Annotated in this window: 19 protein-coding genes; 4 read left to right on the forward strand and 15 right to left on the reverse strand. The window is 66.3% G+C overall.

The annotated features are described in order from the left end of the window. The first annotated feature begins 52 nt into the window (after positions 1–52). The 4 genes from PSQ40_RS03025 to PSQ40_RS03040 all read left to right on the forward strand — a co-directional run bounded on the left by PSQ40_RS03025 (position 53) and on the right by PSQ40_RS03040 (position 3926). On the forward strand, positions 53–676 hold the full coding sequence (locus tag PSQ40_RS03025; protein WP_273948681.1) for a TetR/AcrR family transcriptional regulator: 624 nt from the start codon (positions 53–55) through the stop codon (positions 674–676). After that, the gene (locus PSQ40_RS03030) at positions 673–1632 is read left to right on the forward strand and encodes a Bug family tripartite tricarboxylate transporter substrate binding protein (protein ID WP_273948682.1); all 960 of its coding nucleotides are present in this window, start codon (positions 673–675) and stop codon (positions 1630–1632) included. Before PSQ40_RS03025 ends, PSQ40_RS03030 begins: the two co-directional genes overlap by 4 nt. Further along, on the forward strand, positions 1629–3176 hold the full coding sequence (locus PSQ40_RS03035; protein WP_273948683.1) for an amidase: 1548 nt from the start codon (positions 1629–1631) through the stop codon (positions 3174–3176). The genes PSQ40_RS03030 and PSQ40_RS03035 overlap by 4 nt, the downstream gene beginning before the upstream one ends. A 141-nt stretch (positions 3177–3317) precedes the next feature. Beyond that, positions 3318–3926 (forward strand): bactofilin family protein, encoded by a 609-nt coding sequence (locus tag PSQ40_RS03040; RefSeq protein WP_273948684.1) that lies wholly within the window; start codon positions 3318–3320, stop codon positions 3924–3926. A gap of 309 nt (positions 3927–4235) precedes the next feature. On the opposite strand, the gene PSQ40_RS03045 is transcribed toward PSQ40_RS03040, so the two are convergent. From PSQ40_RS03045 to PSQ40_RS03115, 15 genes are all read right to left on the reverse strand, one after another. Continuing rightward, on the reverse strand, positions 4236–5141 hold the full coding sequence (locus PSQ40_RS03045; protein ID WP_273948685.1) for an SDR family oxidoreductase: 906 nt from the start codon (positions 5139–5141) through the stop codon (positions 4236–4238). A 44-nt stretch (positions 5142–5185) separates the two neighbouring features. After that, positions 5186–6124 (reverse strand): glutathione S-transferase family protein, encoded by a 939-nt coding sequence (locus PSQ40_RS03050; RefSeq protein ID WP_273948690.1) that lies wholly within the window; start codon positions 6122–6124, stop codon positions 5186–5188. A 207-nt stretch (positions 6125–6331) separates the two neighbouring features. Further along, positions 6332–7348, reverse strand: a complete 1017-nt coding sequence (locus PSQ40_RS03055; RefSeq protein ID WP_273948692.1) for an NADP-dependent oxidoreductase — start codon at positions 7346–7348, stop codon at positions 6332–6334. Positions 7349–7404: 56 nt separating this feature from the next. After that, positions 7405–7824 carry a PaaI family thioesterase gene (locus PSQ40_RS03060; protein ID WP_273948694.1) on the reverse strand — a complete coding sequence of 140 codons (420 nt, stop codon included), beginning with the start codon at positions 7822–7824 and terminating at the stop codon, positions 7405–7407. Between the two features lie 77 nt (positions 7825–7901). Then, positions 7902–8693, reverse strand: a complete 792-nt coding sequence (locus PSQ40_RS03065; protein WP_273948696.1) for an SDR family oxidoreductase — start codon at positions 8691–8693, stop codon at positions 7902–7904. A gap of 162 nt (positions 8694–8855) precedes the next feature. Continuing rightward, a complete protein-coding gene (locus PSQ40_RS03070; RefSeq protein WP_273948698.1) occupies positions 8856–9071 on the reverse strand; it encodes a hypothetical protein in 216 nt (71 codons plus the stop codon). A gap of 23 nt (positions 9072–9094) precedes the next feature. Beyond that, the gene (locus PSQ40_RS03075; protein ID WP_273948700.1) at positions 9095–10921 is read right to left on the reverse strand and encodes an acyl-CoA dehydrogenase; all 1827 of its coding nucleotides are present in this window, start codon (positions 10919–10921) and stop codon (positions 9095–9097) included. 141 nt (positions 10922–11062) lie between these two features. Further along, positions 11063–11977 carry a hypothetical protein gene (locus tag PSQ40_RS03080; RefSeq protein ID WP_273948702.1) on the reverse strand — a complete coding sequence of 305 codons (915 nt, stop codon included), beginning with the start codon at positions 11975–11977 and terminating at the stop codon, positions 11063–11065. 70 nt (positions 11978–12047) lie between these two features. Continuing rightward, on the reverse strand, positions 12048–13223 hold the full coding sequence (locus tag PSQ40_RS03085) for an acetyl-CoA C-acyltransferase (protein WP_273948703.1): 1176 nt from the start codon (positions 13221–13223) through the stop codon (positions 12048–12050). Positions 13224–13265: 42 nt separating this feature from the next. Next, positions 13266–14735 (reverse strand): M20 family peptidase, encoded by a 1470-nt coding sequence (locus tag PSQ40_RS03090; protein ID WP_273948705.1) that lies wholly within the window; start codon positions 14733–14735, stop codon positions 13266–13268. Positions 14736–14761: 26 nt separating this feature from the next. Then, complete coding sequence (locus PSQ40_RS03095) at positions 14762–16873, reverse strand: 3-hydroxyacyl-CoA dehydrogenase NAD-binding domain-containing protein (protein WP_273948707.1); 2112 nt, start codon at positions 16871–16873, stop codon at positions 14762–14764. 186 nt (positions 16874–17059) lie between these two features. Next, positions 17060–17755 carry an ABC transporter ATP-binding protein gene (locus PSQ40_RS03100; RefSeq protein ID WP_273948708.1) on the reverse strand — a complete coding sequence of 232 codons (696 nt, stop codon included), beginning with the start codon at positions 17753–17755 and terminating at the stop codon, positions 17060–17062. 2 nt (positions 17756–17757) lie between these two features. After that, positions 17758–18540: an ABC transporter ATP-binding protein gene (locus PSQ40_RS03105; protein WP_273948709.1), complete on the reverse strand. Its 783-nt coding sequence runs from the start codon at positions 18538–18540 to the stop codon at positions 17758–17760. A 3-nt stretch (positions 18541–18543) separates the two neighbouring features. Next, positions 18544–19839, reverse strand: a complete 1296-nt coding sequence (locus PSQ40_RS03110; protein WP_273948711.1) for a branched-chain amino acid ABC transporter permease — start codon at positions 19837–19839, stop codon at positions 18544–18546. Positions 19840–19842: 3 nt separating this feature from the next. Continuing rightward, on the reverse strand, positions 19843–20796 hold the full coding sequence (locus PSQ40_RS03115; protein ID WP_273948712.1) for a branched-chain amino acid ABC transporter permease: 954 nt from the start codon (positions 20794–20796) through the stop codon (positions 19843–19845). Positions 20797–20819: the final 23 nt, after the last annotated feature.

Here is a 20819-nt window from a genome sequence, read left to right on the forward strand (position 1 = left end):
TCAGGGCAATCCCCAGGCTCGCTCCAAATACATTACAGACACAATGCATTACATGAGTAATGTATCGAGCGCGGGCAACCTGCACCAAGTCAAAAGCGCCCAGACGCGGGCCCGCCTGCTGCAGGCAGCCGAGGACATCCTGCAGGCCAAAGGGGCTGGCCACCTGTCCCTGCACGAGGTGGCCCGGGTGGCCGACCTGACCACGGGCGCGGTGCAGCACCACTTCGGCTCCAAGGCAGCCCTGATGATGGACATCGTGGCCCACCTGGTGACGCGCCTGGGGGAATCCACCGACTTCTGGCCACCCGCCGAATGGCCTGCGCGGCAGCGCGCCGATCACTTGGTGCACCGGGCCTGGGACCAGCTCTATGGCCAGCCGCGCTTTGCGGTGGCCTGGACGGCCTACTTCGCGGTGCGCGACGACCCCTTGCTGACCGAGCACATCCGTGCCCGCCGCGCGGCGCTGAGCCAGACCCTCATGGCGCGCATGGGCCAGAGCTTTCCGGAGCTGGCGGCCCAGCCCCAGGGTGAGGCCCGCATGCAATTCATCCTGTCCACCCTGCGTGGCCTGGGCCTGATCACGCCGTTTGCCAGCCCCGACACGATCCGGCCGCAGCTGCAGGTGCTGGCCGACACCTTGCTGCTTTTCATTCAAAACACGGAGACCCAACCATGACGCCCCGCTTCCTCCCAGGCCTGTTGGCCGCCAGCTTGCTGAGCGCTTTTGCGGCCAGCGCCCAAAGTCCGATGCAAGTGATCGCCCAACAGCCACCGGGCAGTGGCTCGGACGCCATGACCCGCGTCTGGGCGGAATGCGTGGCGCGCCAGACCGGGCAGGCGATCGTGGTGGTCAACAAGCCCGGGGCCAATGGCATCCTGGCCATCAACCAGCTCAAGGGCCTGCCCGCCGACGGTGCCAATGTGATGACGATTGGCATGTCGCAGATGACGATCACCCCCTTTGTGCACCGCCAACCGCCTTACGATCCGCTCAAGGACTTTGACGGCATCGCCGTGATCGGCACCTCGCCCCTGGTCCTGGTGGTGCCCAGCGGCGCTGGCATCCAGCGCTTGAGCGACCTCGAGAAGGTGGCCCGCGCCCAGAGCGGCGGGCTGAACTTCGGCTCGCCCGGCAAGGGCAGCCCGGCCCACCTGCTGACCAGCGCACTCACCGACGCCATGAAGTGGCCCGCCACCCACATTCCCTTTGTCGGCGAGGGCGCCGGTCTGACTGCCCTCATGGGCCAGCAGATCCAGGCCATGACCCTGGTCATTGGCACCGCGGCGGCCCAGGTCAAGGCTGGCAAGCTGGTGCCGCTGGCGGTGTTTGCCGCCGAGCGCTCAAGCCTGATGCCCGAGGTGCCGACGATTGCCGAGGCCGGTGGCCCGGCGGTGCTGGCCCGGCCCGCCTGGATCGCGGTCGTGGCCAAGAAAGGCAGCCCCCCAGAAACGGTGGCGCGGCTCAACGAGGCCACCAACAAGTGCCGCAGCGACAGCCAGTACAGCAGCCGCCTGAACGCCATGAATGTCACCCTGACCGACAGCAAGCCCAGCGACGTGAACGCTTTCGCCGAGCGCGACATCGCGGTCTGGAAGCCCCTGATCGACAAGCTGGGCCTGGCCACCGAATGAGCGCCCAGCCGTCTCCCAAGGCCCTGGTCGAACACAGCGCGGTCGAACTGCGTGCGCTCATCGGGCGCGGTGAGGTGTCGCCCGTCGAGCTGCTGGACGCTTGCCTGAGCCGCATCGACGAGCTCAACCCGGCGGTCAATGCCCTGTGCGCCCGAGACGATGCACGGGCCCGGCAAGCCGCCCAGCGCGCCGAAGCACGGGTGCGCCAGGGCGAGGCGCTGGGGCTGCTCGAGGGCCTGCCGCTGGGCGTCAAAGACCTGCAGGACACCGAGGGCCTGCTCACCACCTGCGGCAACGTGCGCTTGCGCGGTCAAGTGCCCCGTGCCGACAACGCGCTGGTGGCCCGGCTCAGGCAGGCCGGGGCCATCGTCACCGCCAAGACCAACGTGCCCGACATGGGCGCAGGGGGCAACACCCAGAACCCGGTCTGGGGCGCCACCGGTAACCCGTTTGACCCGACGCTGAACGCCGGGGGCTCATCGGGTGGCTCGGCGGTGGCCCTGGCCACCGACATGCTGCCACTGTGCACGGGCTCGGACACCGGCGGCTCGTTGAGGCTGCCCGCGGCGCTGTGTGGTGTGGTGGGCTTGCGGCCCTCGCCTGGCCTGGTGTCCCATGACGCACGCAGCCTGGGCTGGTCGGCCATCTCGGTGCTGGGCCCCATGGCGCGCGACGTGGCCGACACCGCCCTGCTGATGGCCGCCAGTGTCGGCACCCACCCGATGGACCCGCTGTCCGTGCCGGTGTCTGCCCAAGCCTTTTTGCGCCTGCCTGAGGTGGCGCTGTCCGACCTGCGCATCGCCGTCAGCGCCGATTTTGGCTGCTGCGCCCTCGACCCCGAGGTGCGCCGCCACTTTGAAGACCGGGTGCAACGCCTGTCGCGCCGGGTCAAAAGCTGCGACCGCCTGGACTGGGACCTGCAAGCGGGCCACCGCAGCTTTGACGTGATCCGCGCCGAGAGCTTTCTGGCCGGCTTTGCCGAGGTCAACCGCCACGCCCCCGAGACCCTCGGGCCCCATGTGCGCGCCAACCTGGCCCTGGCTGCGCAGATCAGCCTGGCCGACCGCGCCGAGGCCCACCTGGCCCAAACGCGGCTCTTCCGGCAGTTTCAACAGGTGCTGTCCGAGGTGGATGTGATCATTTCGCCGGTCACTCCCCTGCCCGCCTTTCCTTGGCGCACGCTGTACGCGCAGACCATCGACGGCGTGCCGCAGCGCCACTATTACGAGTGGCTGAGCCTGACCTACCTGGTCACTTTGAGCACCTGCCCGGCCCTGTCGCTGCCCTTGGGGGTGGACGATCGTGGGCTGCCGTTCGGCGTGCAGTTGGTCGCGGCGCTGGGCCAGGACGCACGCCTTCTGGCGATGGGGCAAGCCGTGGAGCGCTGGTGGCAAGGCCAAGCCGACGGCGGCCGCCCGCGCCCCGACCTGGCGGCGCTGCGAACGCCCCGCCCCGAGCTGAAAGACCCGGTGACCCACCCGCCGCTGCAGCCGGGCGAATGGCGGACCGAGGGACTGACCGAGGGGTTGCGGCCAGCGGTCTGATTTGCAACGACTTTTTTTTAGGAATAAGCAAGCCTAATAAGTTGATTTGAACCGATGTTTTCCATTGGTTACCCATGTTGCGTGCCGAGGCCAAGATGTATCTTGGACGCTGCGTAGCATGGGTTTCTTTGAGGAGAAAACATGGCGCTGCAACCCAACTTCTTCAGCAAACGGGACCCCGATGTGCTGCCCGCCCGCACCGTGCCAGGCCATGGCACCCCGTCGCTGCAAGCGGCTTCGGTCACGAAACCTTTGGCAACGGATGTGGTGGCCACGCCCGTGCCCGCACCGGTGCCCGGGGCCGCCGCAGCGGCCAGCCCCGCGGCCGATGGCGGAAGCAAGCTGACGGTGGGGCCTAACATCAAGCTCAAGGGGGTCGAGATCACCGACTGCGACACCCTGTTCGTCGAAGGCATGGTCGAGGCCACGATGGATTCGCGCCTGATGCAGATCGCCGAACAGGGTTCGTTCCGCGGCGCGGCCGAGATCGACATCGCCGAAATCCGAGGCCGCTTTGACGGCACCCTGACCGCACGCCAGAAGCTCGTGATCCACGCCACAGGGCGGGTCAGCGGCAAAATCCGCTACGGCAAACTGGTGGTCGAAGAAGGCGGTCAACTGCTCGGTGAAGTCGACAGCGGCCCGGCTTCGGGCCGGCACGCAGGCGCTGGCGACGCATCGGCGGCGCCGCTGGCCTTGGGCGCAGGCTCGGCCACCGACGCCCGCTCGGGGCCCCTGGCCACCGCCTGAACCGCCAAGTCCCCGCTGCGGGGGCCGTCAGACGGTGGGGCTGGGGCGCCGTGCATCATGCGGGTCCTGGAGCCCATGTCACTCATGACGCCCATGCCACTCATGACGCCCATGCGGCGCATGGCCCGTGATGGCGGAGGGGACTCATCCCTCCATGCGTTCATGCTTCCAGCAGGCCACGCTGCGGTGGCCACGGCAAGGCATGGCCCTGCCCAAGGACCTGATCCAGGCCTTGCCAGCGCGCGGCGGCGTCGCCGGCCACCCGCCCAGGCCACCCCGTCTGGGCCCTTGGCCAGGCGGGCCGTCGCCTCACGCGGCGCGCAGGGCGGCGCGCAGTTGCTGACCCAGTTCGGGCTTGTGGGCGAAGGGGTCGGTCGGGTTCTTGCCCTGCACGATGTCTTCCATGCGGGTCTGCACCGAGCCCAGCGCATGCGGGTGGCTGTAGATGTAGAACTGGTCGGCACTGATGGCGTCGAACACCTTCTGCGCCACCTGGGCCGCGGTCACCTTGCCCGAACCCACCGCCTTGTCGCTCATGGCCTGGCCGATCAACTGGCTCTTGGTGGGCTTTTGCGACTTCAGGGCGTCGGGCTGGTTGCGGTGGCTCTGGCTGATGCCGGTGGGCACAAAGTACGGGCACAGCACACTGGCGCTGACCTGGTCGGACACCAGGCGCAGGTCTTGGTAGAGGGTTTCGCTGAGGCTCACCACCGCGTGCTTGCTGACGTTGTAGATGCCCATGTTGGGGGGCGTCAGCAGGCCCGCCATGCTGGCGGTGTTGACGATGTGGCCCCGGTAAGCCGGGTCTTGGGCGGCAGCCTCCAGCATCATGGGGGTGAACAGGCGCACCCCGTGGATGACGCCCCACAGGTTGACCCCCAGCACCCAGTCCCAGTCCTGCACCGAGTTTTCCCAGACCAGGCCGCCCGCGCCGACGCCGGCGTTGTTGAAGACGAAGTGCGGCGCGCCAAAGCGCTCTTTGACGGCGGCGGCCAGGGCTTCCATCTGGTCGGCCTTGGACACGTCCACACGGCGGGCCAGCACCTGGGCCCCCGCGGCTTCGAGTTCGGCCTGGGCCTGGTCCAGCGCGTCCTGCTGCACATCGACCAGCACCAGGTTCATGCCCAGGCGGGCGCCAATGCGCGCGCATTCGAGGCCAAAGCCCGAGCCGGCGCCGGTCAGCACGGCGGTGGTGTTCTTGAAGTTTTGGATCATGTCAAAGGTCTCCTGATGGTGTTGTTGTCGGGTCCGGGGCGCTCTCAGGCCGCGTCGAGCGCGCGCAGCACATAGCCAATGCGCGGGAAATGCACGTGCACGGTGCCAGCGCGCTCGTCGGTGCGGCGCAGTGTGTAGTGCATGCGCGTGGCGGCCACCAGCTCGCCCTCGGTGGGTTCGGTGCCAAAGGTCTCGGCGGCGATGCTGACCCGACTGCCCAGCGCAATGCCGTGCTCGTCCTGGAAGGGCTCGTCGCCCAGGGCCAGCGGCTGGCTGGCGGCGGCCACCGCGATGGCGTCGCCCGAGTCGATCTTGTCGAAGCTGCCGTGGCCCAGCGCCGCCAGGCGGTCCATCCAGGCCAGCACGGCCGGCGTGGCATTGAGGATGTCGCCCATCACCGCGTTGCGCACGCGGCTGAACCACAGCGGGTGGTAGGCCGCAAAGTCGGCCACGGTGGGCGCCTCGCCCAGCAGGAAGGGCTGCGACTCCAGCATGTTGGCGAGGCGGCGCAGGTAGCTCTTGTAGGCGGCCGTGGCATCGCCGGGGCGCAGCCGGGTCATGCCCGTGCTCATCGCGCCGCGGTCGGCGGCAAAGGCCTTGGCCACCTCGGGCGGCGCGCCGGCAAACATCGCGGCCGCGCCGCGCGGGCTCAGGTTGTAGGCCATGGCCGCCCAGAACAGGGTGGTGTCGGCCCACTGGGCCAACACACGCGCCACGCCTTTGCTGTGGGTCGGGTACAGCGTGGGGCTGGGCTGACGGCGTTCGAGCACATCGCAGATCAGGGCCGTGTCGCAGTAGATGTCCGCGCCCACCTGCAGGAACGGGGTCTTGCGGTAGCCACCGGTCAGGGCCAGCACATCGGGCTTGGGCATGATCGACGGGATGATCACCGACTTCCAGGCCAGTTGCTTGTAGCCCAGGATCAGGCGGATTTTTTCCGAGAACGGCGAAGTGGGGTAATGGTGCAGGATGAGGTCTTGCATGGCGGGCTCCAAAGGTTGGGGGCGAGGCTCGGGGGACGGCGGCCGTGGGGCTGGGAGGGGGGCGTTGCGCTGGGGCCTGGGCTTGAGGGCCTTGGGGCGGGTCGCCGCCTTGGGCGGGACCGGGCCCCGTGGGGCCGGGCTGGACCCGGCGCGGGGGGCGGACGCAAGCGCCCTGCCCGCTCGCCACTCAGCGCCCGGCGGCCCGGCTCAGATCAGCTTGACCAATTGCTTGCCGAAGTTCTTGCCCTTGAGCAAGCCCAGGAAGGCTTCGGGGGCTGCGGCCAGGCCCTGGGCGACGCTTTCGCGCGGGCGCAACTTGCCGCTGGCCACCAGGCCACCCAGTTCGGCCAGCGCTTCGGGCCAGACTTCCATGTGTTCGCCCACGATGAAGCCCTGCACCTTGAGGCGGTTGATCAAGATCAGCGCGGGGTTGCTCAGCGGCATGGGCTTGCCGTCGTAGCCCGCGATCATGCCGCACACGGCGATGCGGGCGAACGCATTGGTGCGCAACAGCACGGCGTCGAGGATGTAGCCCCCGACGTTCTCGAAATAGCCGTCGATGCCATCGGGGCAGGCTTCTTTGAGGGCCTGGCTCAGGCTCTTGACGTCGGTGTGCACCTTGTAGTCCAGGCAAACGTCAAAGCCCAGCTCGTTGACCGCATAGGCGCACTTGTCTGGTCCGCCGGCGATGCCGACCACGCGGCAGCCGCGGGCCTTGGCCACCGCCGCGTAGGCGCTGCCCACGGCGCCCGTGGCGGCACTGACCACCACCGTCTCACCGGCCTGGGGGTTGATGATCTTGACGAGGCCGTACCAGGCGGTCACGCCAGGCATGCCGACCGCGCCCAGGTAGTGCGACAACGGCACATGGGTGGTGTCGACCTTGCGCAGGGTGCCAGGGGTGTTGGCATCGACCACGCTGTACTGTTGCCAGCCGCCCATGCCCACCACCTTGTCGCCCACGGCGTAACGCGGGTGGCGGCTCTCCACCACCTCGCCCACGGTGCCGCCGATCATGACCTGGCCCAGCGGCTGGGGCTGGGCGTAGCTCTTGCCGTCGTTCATGCGGCCGCGCATGTACGGGTCCAGGCTCAGGTAGTGGTGTTGTACCAGCACCTGGCCGTCCTGCAACGCTGGGGTCTCGCTTTGCACCAGCTTGAAGTTGCTGACGGTGGCTTCGCCCTGGGGGCGGTTGTCGAGCACGATTTGTTGGTTTTGGGGCATGGAGCTCTCCTGAAAGGCCATCAAGGGAAGGCAGCCCGCTGCGGGCTGCCAGGGGGTCAGTCGGTGGACACGGCGGGGGCCGCTTGGCCCGGCGCTTCACGCCGCTTCACGTACTTGAAGGTGCCGGTCGCGTGCGCACAGGCCTCGCCGGCTTCGTTGTAGACGGTGGCCTCGGTGAAGGCCATGCTGCCGGTGCGGTGCATCAGCCGGCCCTGGCCGGTCAGGCGCCCCGTGCCGGGCCGCATGAAGCTGGTCTTCATCTCGATGGTGACCACGCCCAGTTCGGGCGTCTGGCTGCGCGCCGCGGTGGCCATGGTGACGTCCAGCAGGGTCATGATCGAGCCGCCGTGGGCCACCTGGAACGAGTTCATGTGTTCGGGCTGTGGCGCGTAGACGATCTCGGAGCGACCGCCCTCGAACACGGTCAGCTCAAACCCCAGCAGGGTCACAAAAGGAATCTCAACACCAAAGCTCATGCCATCTGTCCACAGTTGAATCAAAAGCGCCAGTCTGACGGATTTCAGTGGCGCTGGGCGGGTTCATCGGCGCGGGCTCAGCCGCCGGTGATGATGCTGGTGCCGCCGTCCACCGCCAGCCATTGGCCGGTGATGTGCTTGCCCGCGTCCGAGGCGTACAGCAGGCACAGGCCCTTCAGGTCCTCGTCGTCGCCGAGGCGGCCCAGCGGGGCATGGGCGGCGAGCTTGTCCTCGCCCATGGCTTTGAGCGTGCCGACCGTCATCTTGCTCGGGAAGAAGCCCGGGCAGATGGCGTTGACGCGGATGTTGTACTTGCCCCATTCGGCGGCCAGCGCGCGGGTGAAGTTGATCACCGCGCCCTTGGAGGTGTTGTAGGCGATGGTGTTCATGCCGGGCGGGTTGCCGCCCAGGCCGGCGATCGAGGCCAGGTTGATGATGCTGCCCTTCTTGCGCGCAATCATGCTGTGCTTGGCCACATGCTGGCTCAGGATGAAGTAGCCGCGCACGTTGAGGTTCTGCACCTTGTCCCAGGCCTCGACGGGGTGGTCTTCGGCGGGCGCGCCCCAGGCGGCACCGGCGTTGTTGACCAGGATGTCGATGTGGCCCAGGCGGGCGATGGACTCGTCGGCCAGGCGGCGGATGTCGTCTTCGCGAGCGCAGTCGGCGGCGATCCAGCTGGCGTCGATGCCAGCGGCCTGCAGCTCGGCGGCGGCCTCTTCGAGGTCCGAGGCCTTGCGCGAGCTCAGCACGATGCGGGCGCCGGCCTCGCCCAGCGAACGGGCCAGTTGCAGGCCCAGGCCGCGCGAACCACCGGTGACCAGGGCAGTCTTGCCGCTGAGGTCAAACAGTTGCTGGATGGAACGGGTCATGGCGAAGTCTCCTGTTGATTTTTGAAAGAGGTCAGAGAAAAACGATTTTGGTGAATTCAGGGCCAGTGCCCTGTCCCGGCGGCGATAGGCCTTGCCGGAGGCGAACCAGGTTGTTGATGGCGGTGGCGGTGCTGGCGGGCGTGGGGCCGGGGGCCCCGGTGCTCAGTCGCGGGGCTCCAGCCAGGCGCGCACGGGGATCAGCAGCACCCCCAGCACCGCCACCAGGGCACCCCACAGGCGCAGCGCATCGCCCAGGCCGTCACCACCGCGGGGCATGGCCAGACCCAGCACCAGGCTCAGCAAGCCGCCGTAGATCAACACCCAGATCAAGGTCTGCAGGTGTTGCAAGGCGCGCGTAGGGGGCTTGGGGCTGGGCATGGGGCAGGCTCCGTGGCAGGGGGTCAGAACGCGTCTTCGGGTAGCTCGGCACAGGTCTGGTCGCGGGTTTCAACCACCCGCAGCCAGGCACCGATCTTGGGCAGCTCGTAGTGGAAGAAGAAGCGCGCAGCCGCCAGGCGGCCCTGGGCGGCGGCGTCGCGGCTGCCCGAGGCGCGCACCGCCAGCGCCACGTCCAGCCAGATCCAGGCCAGCACGGTGTGGCCAAAGGCCTGCATGTAAGGCACGGCGTTGGCCAGCGCGTCGGTGGGCACGCCGGTGGCCCAGGCCGCCTTGGTGGCCGAGCCGACCTGTTGCAGCGCGGCCCCCAGCGCGTTGGCGTGGGCCGCCAACTCGGGCTGCTGGATGGCGCGCTCGATGGTCTGGTTGATGCGGCCGGCCAGCAACTGCAGACCGCGGCCGTTTTCCATCAACACCTTGCGGGCCAGCAGGTCCATGGCCTGGATGCCGTGCGTGCCCTCGTGGATCATGTTGAGGCGGTTGTCGCGCCAGTACTGCTCGACCGGGAAGTCGCGTGTGTAGCCGTAGCCGCCGTGGATCTGGATCGCCAGCGAGTTGGCCTCCAGGCACCATTCGCTGGGCCAGCTCTTGGCGATCGGGGTCAGCACCTCCAGCAGGAGGCGGGCCTCGTCGGCGCTGGCGGCATCCCCGGTGTGTTGTTCATCGACCAGGCGGGCACAGAACAGCTCGAGTGCCAGCGCCCCCTCGCAGTAGGACTTCTGGGCCAGCAGCATGCGCTTGACGTCGGCGTGCTCGATGATGCGGATCTGCGGCTGCGCTGCGTCCTTGCCACCCACGCCCATCGGCCGGCCCTGCGGGCGGTTGCGCGCGTAGTCCAGCGAGGCCAGGTAGCCCGCCATGCCCAGCATGGTGGCGGCCATGCCGACGCCGATGCGGGCCTCGTTCATCATGTGGAACATGCATTTGAGGCCTTCGCCGGGGCGGCCCACCAGGTAGCCAATCGCCCCCGCCTGCCCGCCGGGCTGGAACTTGCCCTCGCCAAAGTTGAGCAAGGTGTTGGTGGTGCCACGCCAGCCCAGTTTGTGGTTCAGACCCGCCAGCGCCACGTCGTTGCGCTCGCCCGTGAGTTGCCCTTCGGGGGTGACCAGCTTCTTGGGCACGATGAACAGCGAAATGCCGCGCACGCCGGGCACGGTCTTGCCATCGGGGCCCGGGATCTTGGCCAGCACCAGGTGGATGATGTTCTCGGTCAGCTCATGCTCGCCGGCCGAGATCCACATCTTGTTGCCCTTGAGGCGGTAGCGCGGGCCCAGGGGGTCGCTTTCGTGGTCGGCGCCGTCGGGCACCGCGCGGGTGGCGACGTCGCTGAGGCTGGAGCCGGCCTGCGGCTCGGACAGGCACATCGTGCCCGACCAGCGGCCGGCAAACTCATGGCGCGCGAAGACGTTCTTCTGGGCCTCGGTGCCGTGCGCCATCAGCAAGTTGGCGTTGCCAGTGGTCAGCATGCCGGAGCCGATGCTGACCGAGGCACAGGCAAAGAAGGCGTTGGCCGCCGCCTCGACCGTGTAGGGCAGCTGCATGCCACCCCAGTCGTAGTCCTGCGCGGCGCTCAACATGCCGGACTCGGCATAGGCTTTCTGGGCGTCGTGGGTGGCCTGCGGCAGGGTGACTTTGTCGCCGTCGAAGTGGGGTTCCTGCGTGTCCACCAGGCGGTTGAACGGCGCGTACTTCTCGCGCGCAATGCGCTCGCAGGTGTCGAGCACGGCGTCAAAGGTGTCGCGGCTGTGGTCGCTGAAGCGTTCGCGCTGGTTCAGCGCGGGGGCGTTCAGCCACTGGTACAGGAGAAAGTCGATGCTGGAACGGAGGCTCATGTCAGGGGCTCAGTGAGGGGGTTGAACAGCGGGCGGTCCTCCAGGACCGGCCCAGCCAGGGCTCAAGGCCATAGCTTGCCGTGTCGGCACGGCCCCGGCGGTTGCCTGCGCGACAGTGCGCCGCCCTGCCCCACCCGCCGCTCAGGCCCAGGGGTAAGGCAAGGGCTGCCAGCGCTGGCCCCACAGCTTGCGCCACTGGCGCTGCCATTTGGGCAAGGCATTGAAGGCCAGCTTGGGCTGGATGCGGCGCACCGGATCGATCTCGGGCCAATGCTGCAGGCGCTCGGCCAGCGGCAGTGCGCCGTAGCGGTCAAAGAACAGGGCCAGGTCATCGCGAAATTCCTTGAAGACATGGTAGTGAAAGACGTCGCTCAGGCACTCGTGCAGGCGCAGCCCGCGGTCCTGCAGGACCACCGACAGCGCCACCTGCTCGACGGTGTGCACCTGCACCACCGGCAGCATCTGGTCGATCAGTTGGGCGGTCTCGTCAAACACCGGCAGCAAACGGCCCTGAAAGCCCAGCACGCCGGAGTTCCACAAGCCCGTGCTCAGCGGCACCTGCTGCTCGCGTCCGCGCACCTGAAAACGGTGCGCCTGACAGGCCTCAAAGAGGCGCCGGTGCGATCGGGTGTTGCGCCGCAACTCGCCCAGGCTGCCTTCGCGCTCGTTGAGCACCACCCCACCCGCTTCGATCTGCGCCCACACGGTGGCGGGCGAGTGGCTGAACACGGTGTCGGAGTCCACATACAGAAACGCATCGTCGGCCTGGGCCTGCATCTGCTGCGCGGCCCACTGGATGGCCAGAGGCTTGATGCGGTGGATGTAGCCCTGCGCGCCGCGCCAGGTGTCGCGCTGCTCGGGCGACAAACTCAGCAGGTGCAGGCTAGGCCGGTCGTCCAGCAGTTGCCTGAAGCGCTCGGGCCGGTCGGTCACCACCACCACCTCGCAGGGCGGCGCGTCGGTCTGCCGCCACAGCGAGAGGATGGAGTACGCCGCCTCCTGCACAAAGCAGTCGGCGCCGTGGGCTACGTACAGCACAAAACGGCGGCCAGTCATGTCATGTTCTTCCGGAAAAAGTCCGGTTGATTATGGGCCGGCCCGGCCGCAGTTTCAGCGCTGGTCTGGTTTACAGCACTTCGAAAATGCCGGCCGCGCCCATGCCGCCGCCGATGCACATCGTGACCGCCACGCGCTTGGCGCCGCGGCGCTTGCCTTCGATCAGGGCGTGGCCGGTCAGGCGCTGGCCGCTGACGCCATAGGGGTGGCCCAGGGCGATGGCGCCGCCATTGACGTTCAGGCGGTCGGCCGGGATGCCCAGCTTGTCGCGGCAGTAGAGGACCTGCACGGCGAAGGCTTCGTTGAGCTCCCACAGGTCGATGTCGCTGACCTTCAGGCCCAGGCGGTCCAGCACCTTGGGCACGGCAAACACCGGGCCGATGCCCATTTCGTCGGGCTCGCAGCCGGCCACGGCAAAGCCCAGGAAACGGCCCAGTGGCTTCAGGCCGTGGCGGGCGGCATAGTCTTCGCTGACCACCACGCAGGCGCCCGCACCGTCGGAGAACTGGCTGGCATTGCCGGCCGAGATCAGGCCGCCGGGCAACGCGGGCTTGATGCCGCTGATGCCTTCCTTGGTGGTGCCCTCGCGCGTGCCTTCGTCGCGGCTCACGGTGACTTCCTTGGTGCGCAGGCCCATCACGGGGTCGGCCACGCCAGCGGTCACGGTGATGGGGGCGATTTCAGCGTCGAACAGACCCGCCGCCTGGGCCGCGCAGGCCTTTTGCTGGCTGGCGGCACCGTACTCGTCCATGACGTCGCGGCCGATGTTGTAGCGCTTGGCCACTTGCTCGGCGGTTTGCAGCATGGACCAGTAGATCTCAGGCTTGACCTTGAGCAGGTTGGGGTCCGACAGCATGTGCTGGTTCATCTCTTGCTGCACGCAGGAGATGCTTTCCACGCCACCGGCCACATAGACATCGCCTTCATTGGCAATGATGCGCTGAGCGGCCAGCGCAATGGTTTGCAGGCCCGACGAGCAGAAACGGTTGACCGTGACGCCCGAGACATTGATGGGGCAGCCCGCGGCCAGGGCAATCTGGCGTGCGATGTTGGCACCGGTGGCGCCCTCGGGGTTGGCACAGCCCATGATCACGTCTTCGATGTGCGCGGCATCGATGCCGGCGCGCTCGATCGCGTGCTTGACGGCATGACCGCCGAGCGTGGCGCCATGGGTCATGTTGAACGAACCCTTCCAGCTCTTGGCGAGCGGGGTGCGGGCGGTGGAAACAATAACGGCCTTGGTCATGGCAAATCGCCTTTCAGTCGGTAAAAGGGGAAGGCACTGCGCTCAGGACGCCTTGGCGGCGTTGCGCAGCAACTGCTGATAAAACTGGATCGCTTCCACGTAATTGGCCACCGAGATGCGCTCGTTGGTGCCGTGGAAACGTGGCAAGTCCTCGGGGCGCGCGCGCACCGGTGAGAACTTGTAGATGTTGCGGCTCAATTCCGCAAAAAAACGGGCGTCGGTGCCCGCCACCATCAGGCCGGGGGCCACCACGGCCGTGGGGAAGACCTCCCGCACGGTGCGGTTGATCCACTGGTACCCTGGCGCAGACGTGGGCGACACGGCAGACGGCTCTGACCCGTCCTGGGGACGCTGCACTTTGATTGCCTCGTTGGCCACCACTTTCTTGACATGGGCATCCACGGTGTCAAGACTGTCACCCGGCAAGAGGCGAAAGTTCACACTGGCCTCCGCGTGACCGGGCAACACATTCACCTTGTTGCCTGCGTTCACGATGGTCAAGGCCGTTGTGGTGCGCAGCATGGCATTGGAGCTGGGCGACTTTTCGAGCTGCTGCTGCACCAGGGGCCCGAACAGCCACAGGTTGGACAGCAAGACTCGGTTGGCCCCCTTCATTTCAGGCGCCAAGGTGTCGAACAGTTCTTTGACAATGCCGTCAATCTTGGCTGGAAAGGGGTTGGCCTCCAGCCGTGACAAGGCCGTGCTGATCATCCCGATGGCCGTGTGATGGGGGGGCATCGAGGCATGTCCTGGGACCGCCTCCACGCTGAGTTGCCAGGTTCCGATGCCTTTTTCGGCCACCCCGATCAGCGCCGCCGGTTGCTCAAGACCGGGCATCACGCCTTCGGTGACCAACAAACCTTCGTCCAAGATGAACTCGAACTCCACCCCGCGCTGCTTCAGCACACGCGCCATCTCCTGGGCTCCGAGGCCACCCACTTCTTCATCGCCACCTGACAACAGATAAACCGTTTGCCGCGGCTGAAAGCCCGAGGCCAGCAAAGCCTCGACGGCCTCCAATTGAGCCAACAAATTGCCCTTGTCGTCCCAAGCGCCACGCCCCCAGATGAAGCCGTCCTGAATGCGCCCTTCAAACGGGGGCACGCTCCATTTGGCCTCGGTACCTGGCGCGATCGGAACAACGTCCTGGTGCGCCATCAGGGCCAATGGCCGGGCCTTGGCATCGCTGCCGGCCCAGGTGTACATGAGGCTGTGGGCGCCGAAGTGTTCCAGCTTGAGTTGTTGGTGAACGCGCGGGAACTGCTGCACCAAAAAGGCCTGCAGCCCTTTGAACGCTTCGTCGCTGGCGTTGGGATCGGTGTCCGATGAGATGGTCTGAAAACGCACCGCCCCAGCCAAGCGGGCCGCAGCCGCAGAGGCATCGACGGCCGGCAAGGTCAGGCGCTCGACTTGGAGCTGGCGAGAGGGCTTGAGCCAAGTGTTGGCCAACACCACCGCGCCCAGTCCAGCGCAAACCGCCAGCACGGCCAGGGAGATACGTTTGAGTTTCATGGGTTTCTTTCAGAGGTTGGTCACCTTCAATTGAAGGTTTTGCCCTCCGCCACCAAGCGTGCCAGCAGCGGAGCCGGCTGCCAGAAATTGGCATCGTCACGCGGGTTCTGGGCAAAGCGCTTCATGGCTTCCGCCACGTTGAACAAGCCCAACTGATCAGCGTAGTGCATCGGTCCACCGCGGTAAATCGGGAAGCCATAGCCGGTCAAATACACCATATCGATGTCACCGGCCTTGCTGGCAATGCCTTCTTCCAGGATGTGCGCGGCTTCATTGACCAGCGAGAACACCAGGCGCTGGACGATTTCCTCGTCGGAGATCTTGCGCGGCGTGATGCCCAGCTCCTGCCGGTGCTTCTCGATCATCTCCACCACCAGCGCGCTGGGGATGGCATCGCGCTTGCCCGGCACGTAGTCGTACCAGCCCGCGCCGGTCTTTTGACCGTAGCGACCCATTTCGCACAGCAGGTCGGCGGTCTTGCTGTACTTGAGGTCGGGCTTTTCGGTGTAGCGGCGCTTGCGGATGGCCCAGCCGATGTCGTTGCCGGCGAGGTCGCCCATGCGGAACGGACCCATGGCAAAGCCGAACTTCTCGACCGCCTTGTCGACCTGGGCCGGGGTGGCGCCTTCTTCGAGCAGGAAGCCGGCTTGGCGGCTGTATTGTTCGATCATGCGGTTGCCGATGAAGCCATCGCACACGCCCGAGACCACAGCGGTCTTTTTGATCTTCTTGGCGATCGCCATCACGGTGGCCAGCACGTCCTTGGCGGTGGCTTGGCCGCGCACCACTTCGAGCAGCTTCATGACGTTGGCCGGGCTGAAGAAGTGCATGCCCACCACGTCTTGCGGGCGCTGGGTGAAGTTGGCGATCTTGTCGACGTCGAGCGTCGAGGTGTTCGAGGCCAGGATGGCGCCGGGCTTGGCCACGGCGTCGAGCTGCTTGAACACCGCTTCCTTGACGCCGAGCTCTTCGAACACGGCTTCGATGATCAGGTCGGCGTCTTTCAGGTCGTCGTAGCTCAGCGTGGTGCTCAGCAAGCTCATGCGCTGTTCGTACTTGTCTTGCTTGAGCTTGCCCTTCTTGACCTGGGCTTCGTAGTTCTTGCGGATGGTGGCAATCCCGCGGTCCAGCGCTTCTTGCTTCATCTCCAGCATCTTGACGGGGATGCCGGCGTTGAGGAAGTTCATGGTGATGCCACCGCCCATGGTGCCCGCACCGATCACGCCGACCAGCTTGATGTCGCGCTTGGGGGTGTCATCCGGCACGTCCGGGATCTTGGAGGCTGCGCGCTCGGCCACGAACAGGTGGCGCAGCGCACGGCATTCGGGCGTCCACATCAGGTTGATGAAGATGTCGCGCTCGAAGGTCATGCCGTCGGCAAATTTCTTCTGGGTGGCGGCTTCGACCGCGTCCACGCACTTGGCCGGGGCCGGGTAGTTCTTGGCCATGCCCTTGACCATGTTGCGCGCAAACTGGAAGTACGCGTCGCCCAAGGGGTGCTTGCAAGGCAGGTTGCGCACCAGCGGGAAGGCGCTGCCATCCGCGTGCTTGGCGGCGGCCTCGCGGGCCAGCGCAAAGGCTTCGTCGGCCAGCGATTCAGCCGAGGCGGCGAGTTTGTCAAACAGCTTCTGGCCCGGTAGCGAAGCCAGCAGCTCGCTCTTGACGGGTTCACCGCTGACGATCATGTTGAGGGCGGTCTCCACGCCCAGCACGCGCGGCAGGCGCTGCGTGCCACCGGCGCCGGGGATCAGGCCGAGCTTGACTTCCGGCAGTGCGATCTGGGTGCCCGGGGCGGCAATGCGGTAGTGCGCGCCCAGGGCCAGTTCGAGGCCACCGCCCATGGCCACGCTGTGCAGCGCGGCAACCACGGGCTTGGTCGAGTTCTCGACCGCGGTGATGACGCTCAGCAGGTTGGGTTCCTGCAGGGCCTTGGGGCTGCCGAATTCCTTGATGTCAGCGCCGCCCGAGAACGCCTTGCCGGCGCCGGTCAGCACGATGGCCTTGACGGCGGCGTCGGCATTGGCTTGCTCGAGGCCCGCCACGATGCCCTGGCGCGTGGCCAAACCAAGGCCGTTGACCGGGGGGTTGTTCAGGGTGATCACGGCGATATCGCCATGGACTTTGTATTCTGCCGTCATGCGGGTGGTCCTCAAAGGGTGAAAACGAACGATCGTGCGTTTTTTATTTTAGGAAAAGCTTGCTGCACCGCAACGCTCGTTTGTCCCGGCTGAGACAAAAACAGCGGTTTGAGCGCAAATCAAGGGAAAACACCTAGGCATCAATGGACGCCGGGGCGGCGCCAGCGGCACCGCCCCCCAGAGGCCTCAGACCTCCAGCCATTCCTTGCGCGTGTCGGCATCGGCGCGCAGGCTGTCAGGGGTGCCCTGGAACACGATGCTGCCGTGGCCCATGACCAGGGCGCGGTCGGAGATGGTCATCGCGATGGTCAGCTTCTGCTCGATCAGCAGCACGGAAATCCCGCGGGCCTTGAGCTTCTGCAGGTACTCACCGACCAGCTCGACGATCTTCGGGGCCAGGCCCTCGGTCGGCTCGTCGATGATGATCAGGTCGGGGTCGCCCATCAGCGTGCGGCACAGCGTGAGCATCTGCTGCTCGCCGCCCGACAGCACGCCGGCCTCAGTGTGCTGGCGTTCGCGCAGCCGGGGGAACATCTCGTACATGTCGTCAAACGACCAGCGCGACCCCTGACCGCTGCCCTTGCGGCCCAGCAGCAGGTTCTGGTGCACCGTCAACTTGGGGAAGATGTCGCGGTTCTCAGGCACATAGCCGATGCCCAGGTGGGCAATCTCGTAGGCCTTGCGGCCGCTGAGGGGCTGGCCTTTCCAGCTGATGTTGCCCTCCCAGGTCACCAGGCCCATGATGGCCTTGGCCGTGGTGGACCGGCCCGAGCCGTTGCGCCCCAGCAGGGCCACGATCTCGCCGGGCTGGACCTCGAAATTCACACCATGCAGCACATGGCTCTTGCCGTAGTAGCCGTGCAGGTTCTCTACCTTCAACATCGTCAATGTCCTCCAGCCTGGTTCTCGGCCACCACGGAGCCCAGATAGGCCTCCTGCACGCGCTGGTTGGCGCGCACCGCCTCGGGGGTGTCAAAGGCGATCACCTCGCCATACACCACCACGGCAATCTTGTCGGCCAGGCCGAACACCACCCCCATGTCGTGCTCCACCGTGAGCAGGGTCTTGCCCACCGTGACCTCGCGGATCAGGTTGATGAACCGCGTGGTCTCGCTGCGGCTCATGCCCGCGGTGGGCTCATCGAGCAAGATGACGTTGGCGCCGCCCGCGATGGTGATGCCGATCTCGAGTGCGCGTTGCTCGGCATACGTGAGGTTGGTGGCCAACACGTCGCGCTTTTTGTCGAGGTGGATCATGCGCATCAGCTCTTCAGCGCGTTCATTGGCGTCGTGCAGGCCTGACAGAAAGCGCAGGAAGGTGTACTTGTAGCCCAGGCTCCACAGCACGCCACAGCGCAGGTTCTCGAACACGCTCAGCTTGGGGAAGATGTTCGTGATCTGGAAGCTGCGCGACAGGCCGCGCCGGTTGATCTCATAGGGCGGCAGGCCATTGATGCGCTGCCCATTGAGCACCACGTCCCCACTGGTGGGGGCAAAGCGGCCGCTGATCAAATTGAACAGCGTGGACTTGCCCGCCCCGTTGGGGCCGATGATGGCCACACGCTCGCCGTGGGCGACTTTCAGGTTGGCCCCGCGGATGATCTCCGAGCGGCCAAAGCTCTTGCGCAGGTCCTTGAGTTCCAGCGCGTATTCAGAAGTTGCGGTCATGGCTCAGTGGGCCTCCGTGCGCTTGATTTCGTGTTCGATCTCTTCCTGGATCGTGTTCCAGAGGCGGTTGAAGCGGCGTCGCACCGACTCGAACAAGCCCAGGCCCACCAGCAGCACCGCCACCGATCCGACCCAGCTGCCCGTGCTCTCCGCGTTGAGCTGGAGGCCCAGGAACTGCAGTTGAGGGCCCAGGGCCGCGTTCAGTTGCAGGTGGTAGAGCATCTCGATCATCGAGGCCGCCCCTGCCAGCACCACCAGGGCACTCAGCGCCAGTCCCAGGTAGCTGAGGCCCAGGCGCTTGAGCTTGCCGTACTTGGCCACCCGCAGGTTCATCATGATCAGGCTGGCCACGCCGCCCGGCGCGTACATCACCATGAACAGGAACACCAGACCCAGGTACAGCAGCCAGGCCTTGCTCAGCTCGGACAGCAGCACCGAGGCGAACACCAGCAGCACCGCGCCGATGATGGGGCCGAAGAAGAAGGTGGCACCGCCCAGGAAGGTGAACAGCAGGTAACCGCCCGAGCGCACGGCGCTGACGCTGTCCGCAGCCGTGACGATCTCGAAGTTGATGGTGGCCAGACCACCGCCAACGCCAGCAAAGAAGCCCGCGATGATGAAGGCGTAGTAGCGCACGCGCTGCGTGTTGTAGCCGATGAACTCGACGCGCTCCGGGTTGTCGCGCACCGCATTCAGGATGCGGCCCAGCGGCGTGCCAGTGAAGGCGAACATGGCCGCGGTGCAGACAAAGCAGTACACCGCGATCAGGTAGTACACCTGGGTTTGCGAGCCGAAGTTCATGCCCAGGAACGGCGTGCCGTACACCCGGTTGGTGGTGATGCCGCCCTCGCCGCCGAAAAACTCCGGCAACATCAGCGCCATCGAGGCCACCAGCTCACCGATGCCCAACGTGATCATCGCGAAGGTGGTGCCCGACTTCTTGGTGGTGACAAAGCCCAGCAACACGGCGAAGGCCATGCCCGCCAGGCCGCCCACGATCGGGATCAGCACCACCGGCACCACGGGGCCACCCTGCCCGGCCAGGTTCATGGTGTGGATGGCCAGGAAAGACCCCAGCCCCACGTAAACCGCGTGGCCAAAGCTCAGCATCCCGCCTTGCCCCAGCAGCATGTTGTAGCTCAGGCAGATGATGATCAGGTAGCCAATCTGCGACAGCATGGTCAGGGCCAGGCTGCTCTTGAAGAGCATCGGGGCCACCGCCAAAGCCAGCGCAAACAGCGTCCAGACCACGAAGCGCCCCAGGTTCAGGGGCTTGAAACTGTAGTGACTTGCGTTCATGGATCAGTCCTCCCGCTTGCCGAGAAGACCCTTGGGCCGGAAGATGAGGATCAGCACCAGCAGCAGGTAAGGCAGGATGGGTGCGACCTGGGAAATGGTGAGCTTGAGCACGGCGTAACCGAAGGTCTGCTCGGTCACGGCGACCCCAAAGGCCTGCACCAGGTTGCCCAGCGAGTAATCGAGGGCCACGGCAAAGGTTTGCAGGATGCCGATCAGCAGCGACGCCAGGAAGGCCCCGGCGAGCGAGCCCATGCCCCCCACCACCACCACCACGAAGATGATCGAGCCCACCGAGCCCGCCATCGCCGGCTCGGTGACGTAGGTGTTGCCACCGATCACCCCGGCCAGGCCCGCCAGCGCGGCACCACCACCAAACACCAGCATGAACACCCGCGGCACGTTGTGGCCCAGTGCTTCGGCCATCTCCGGGTGGGTCAGTGCGGCCTGGATCACCAGACCAATGCGGGTGCGGGTCAGCAGCAGCCACACCGACAACAGCATCAGCAGCGCGACCAGCATGATGAAGGAACGCGACTTGGGGAACTGGGTGCCGTAGAGCGTGAACAGCGGCCCTTGCAGGGCTTCCGGCAGGCCGTAGGGCACGGTCGAACGGCCCCAGACCAGTTGCACCAGTTCCAGAATCAGGTAGGACAGGCCAAACGTCACGAGCAGCTCGGGCACATGGCCGAACTTGTGCACGCGGCGCAGGCTGTAGCGCTCGAACAGCGAGCCCAGCGCCCCCACGGCCAGCGGCGCAATGAACAGCGCCGGCCAAAAGCCAATGGCTTTGGAGAGGGTGAAGGCGAAGTACGCGCCCAGCATGTAGAAGCTGGTGTGCGCGAAGTTGAGAACGCCCATCATGCTGAAAATGAGCGTCAGCCCAGAGCTCAGCATGAACAGCAGCAGCCCGTAGCTGACACCGTTGAGCATGGAGATGGTGAAAAACTCAAGATTCATTGAAAGTCTTTGGTCATCAGGTG

This window comes from Curvibacter cyanobacteriorum (assembly GCF_028649475.1).
Taxonomy (GTDB): domain Bacteria; phylum Pseudomonadota; class Gammaproteobacteria; order Burkholderiales; family Burkholderiaceae_C; genus Curvibacter; species Curvibacter cyanobacteriorum.

Excerpts from the sequence above, each read along its gene's own strand:
- PSQ40_RS03025 (WP_273948681.1), top strand. The coding sequence starts at position 53 with ATGAGTAATGTATCGAGCGCGGGCAACCTGCACCAAGTCAAAAGCGCC.
- PSQ40_RS03030 (WP_273948682.1), top strand. The coding sequence starts at position 673 with ATGACGCCCCGCTTCCTCCCAGGCCTGTTGGCCGCCAGCTTGCTGAGC.
- PSQ40_RS03035 (WP_273948683.1), top strand. The coding sequence starts at position 1,629 with ATGAGCGCCCAGCCGTCTCCCAAGGCCCTGGTCGAACACAGCGCGGTC.
- PSQ40_RS03040 (WP_273948684.1), top strand. The coding sequence starts at position 3,318 with ATGGCGCTGCAACCCAACTTCTTCAGCAAACGGGACCCCGATGTGCTG.
- PSQ40_RS03045 (WP_273948685.1), bottom strand. The coding sequence starts at position 5,141 with ATGATCCAAAACTTCAAGAACACCACCGCCGTGCTGACCGGCGCCGGC.
- PSQ40_RS03050 (WP_273948690.1), bottom strand. The coding sequence starts at position 6,124 with ATGCAAGACCTCATCCTGCACCATTACCCCACTTCGCCGTTCTCGGAA.
- PSQ40_RS03055 (WP_273948692.1), bottom strand. The coding sequence starts at position 7,348 with ATGCCCCAAAACCAACAAATCGTGCTCGACAACCGCCCCCAGGGCGAA.
- PSQ40_RS03060 (WP_273948694.1), bottom strand. The coding sequence starts at position 7,824 with ATGAGCTTTGGTGTTGAGATTCCTTTTGTGACCCTGCTGGGGTTTGAG.
- PSQ40_RS03065 (WP_273948696.1), bottom strand. The coding sequence starts at position 8,693 with ATGACCCGTTCCATCCAGCAACTGTTTGACCTCAGCGGCAAGACTGCC.
- PSQ40_RS03070 (WP_273948698.1), bottom strand. The coding sequence starts at position 9,071 with ATGCCCAGCCCCAAGCCCCCTACGCGCGCCTTGCAACACCTGCAGACC.
- PSQ40_RS03075 (WP_273948700.1), bottom strand. The coding sequence starts at position 10,921 with ATGAGCCTCCGTTCCAGCATCGACTTTCTCCTGTACCAGTGGCTGAAC.
- PSQ40_RS03080 (WP_273948702.1), bottom strand. The coding sequence starts at position 11,977 with ATGACTGGCCGCCGTTTTGTGCTGTACGTAGCCCACGGCGCCGACTGC.
- PSQ40_RS03085 (WP_273948703.1), bottom strand. The coding sequence starts at position 13,223 with ATGACCAAGGCCGTTATTGTTTCCACCGCCCGCACCCCGCTCGCCAAG.
- PSQ40_RS03090 (WP_273948705.1), bottom strand. The coding sequence starts at position 14,735 with ATGAAACTCAAACGTATCTCCCTGGCCGTGCTGGCGGTTTGCGCTGGA.
- PSQ40_RS03095 (WP_273948707.1), bottom strand. The coding sequence starts at position 16,873 with ATGACGGCAGAATACAAAGTCCATGGCGATATCGCCGTGATCACCCTG.
- PSQ40_RS03100 (WP_273948708.1), bottom strand. The coding sequence starts at position 17,755 with ATGTTGAAGGTAGAGAACCTGCACGGCTACTACGGCAAGAGCCATGTG.
- PSQ40_RS03105 (WP_273948709.1), bottom strand. The coding sequence starts at position 18,540 with ATGACCGCAACTTCTGAATACGCGCTGGAACTCAAGGACCTGCGCAAG.
- PSQ40_RS03110 (WP_273948711.1), bottom strand. The coding sequence starts at position 19,839 with ATGAACGCAAGTCACTACAGTTTCAAGCCCCTGAACCTGGGGCGCTTC.
- PSQ40_RS03115 (WP_273948712.1), bottom strand. The coding sequence starts at position 20,796 with ATGAATCTTGAGTTTTTCACCATCTCCATGCTCAACGGTGTCAGCTAC.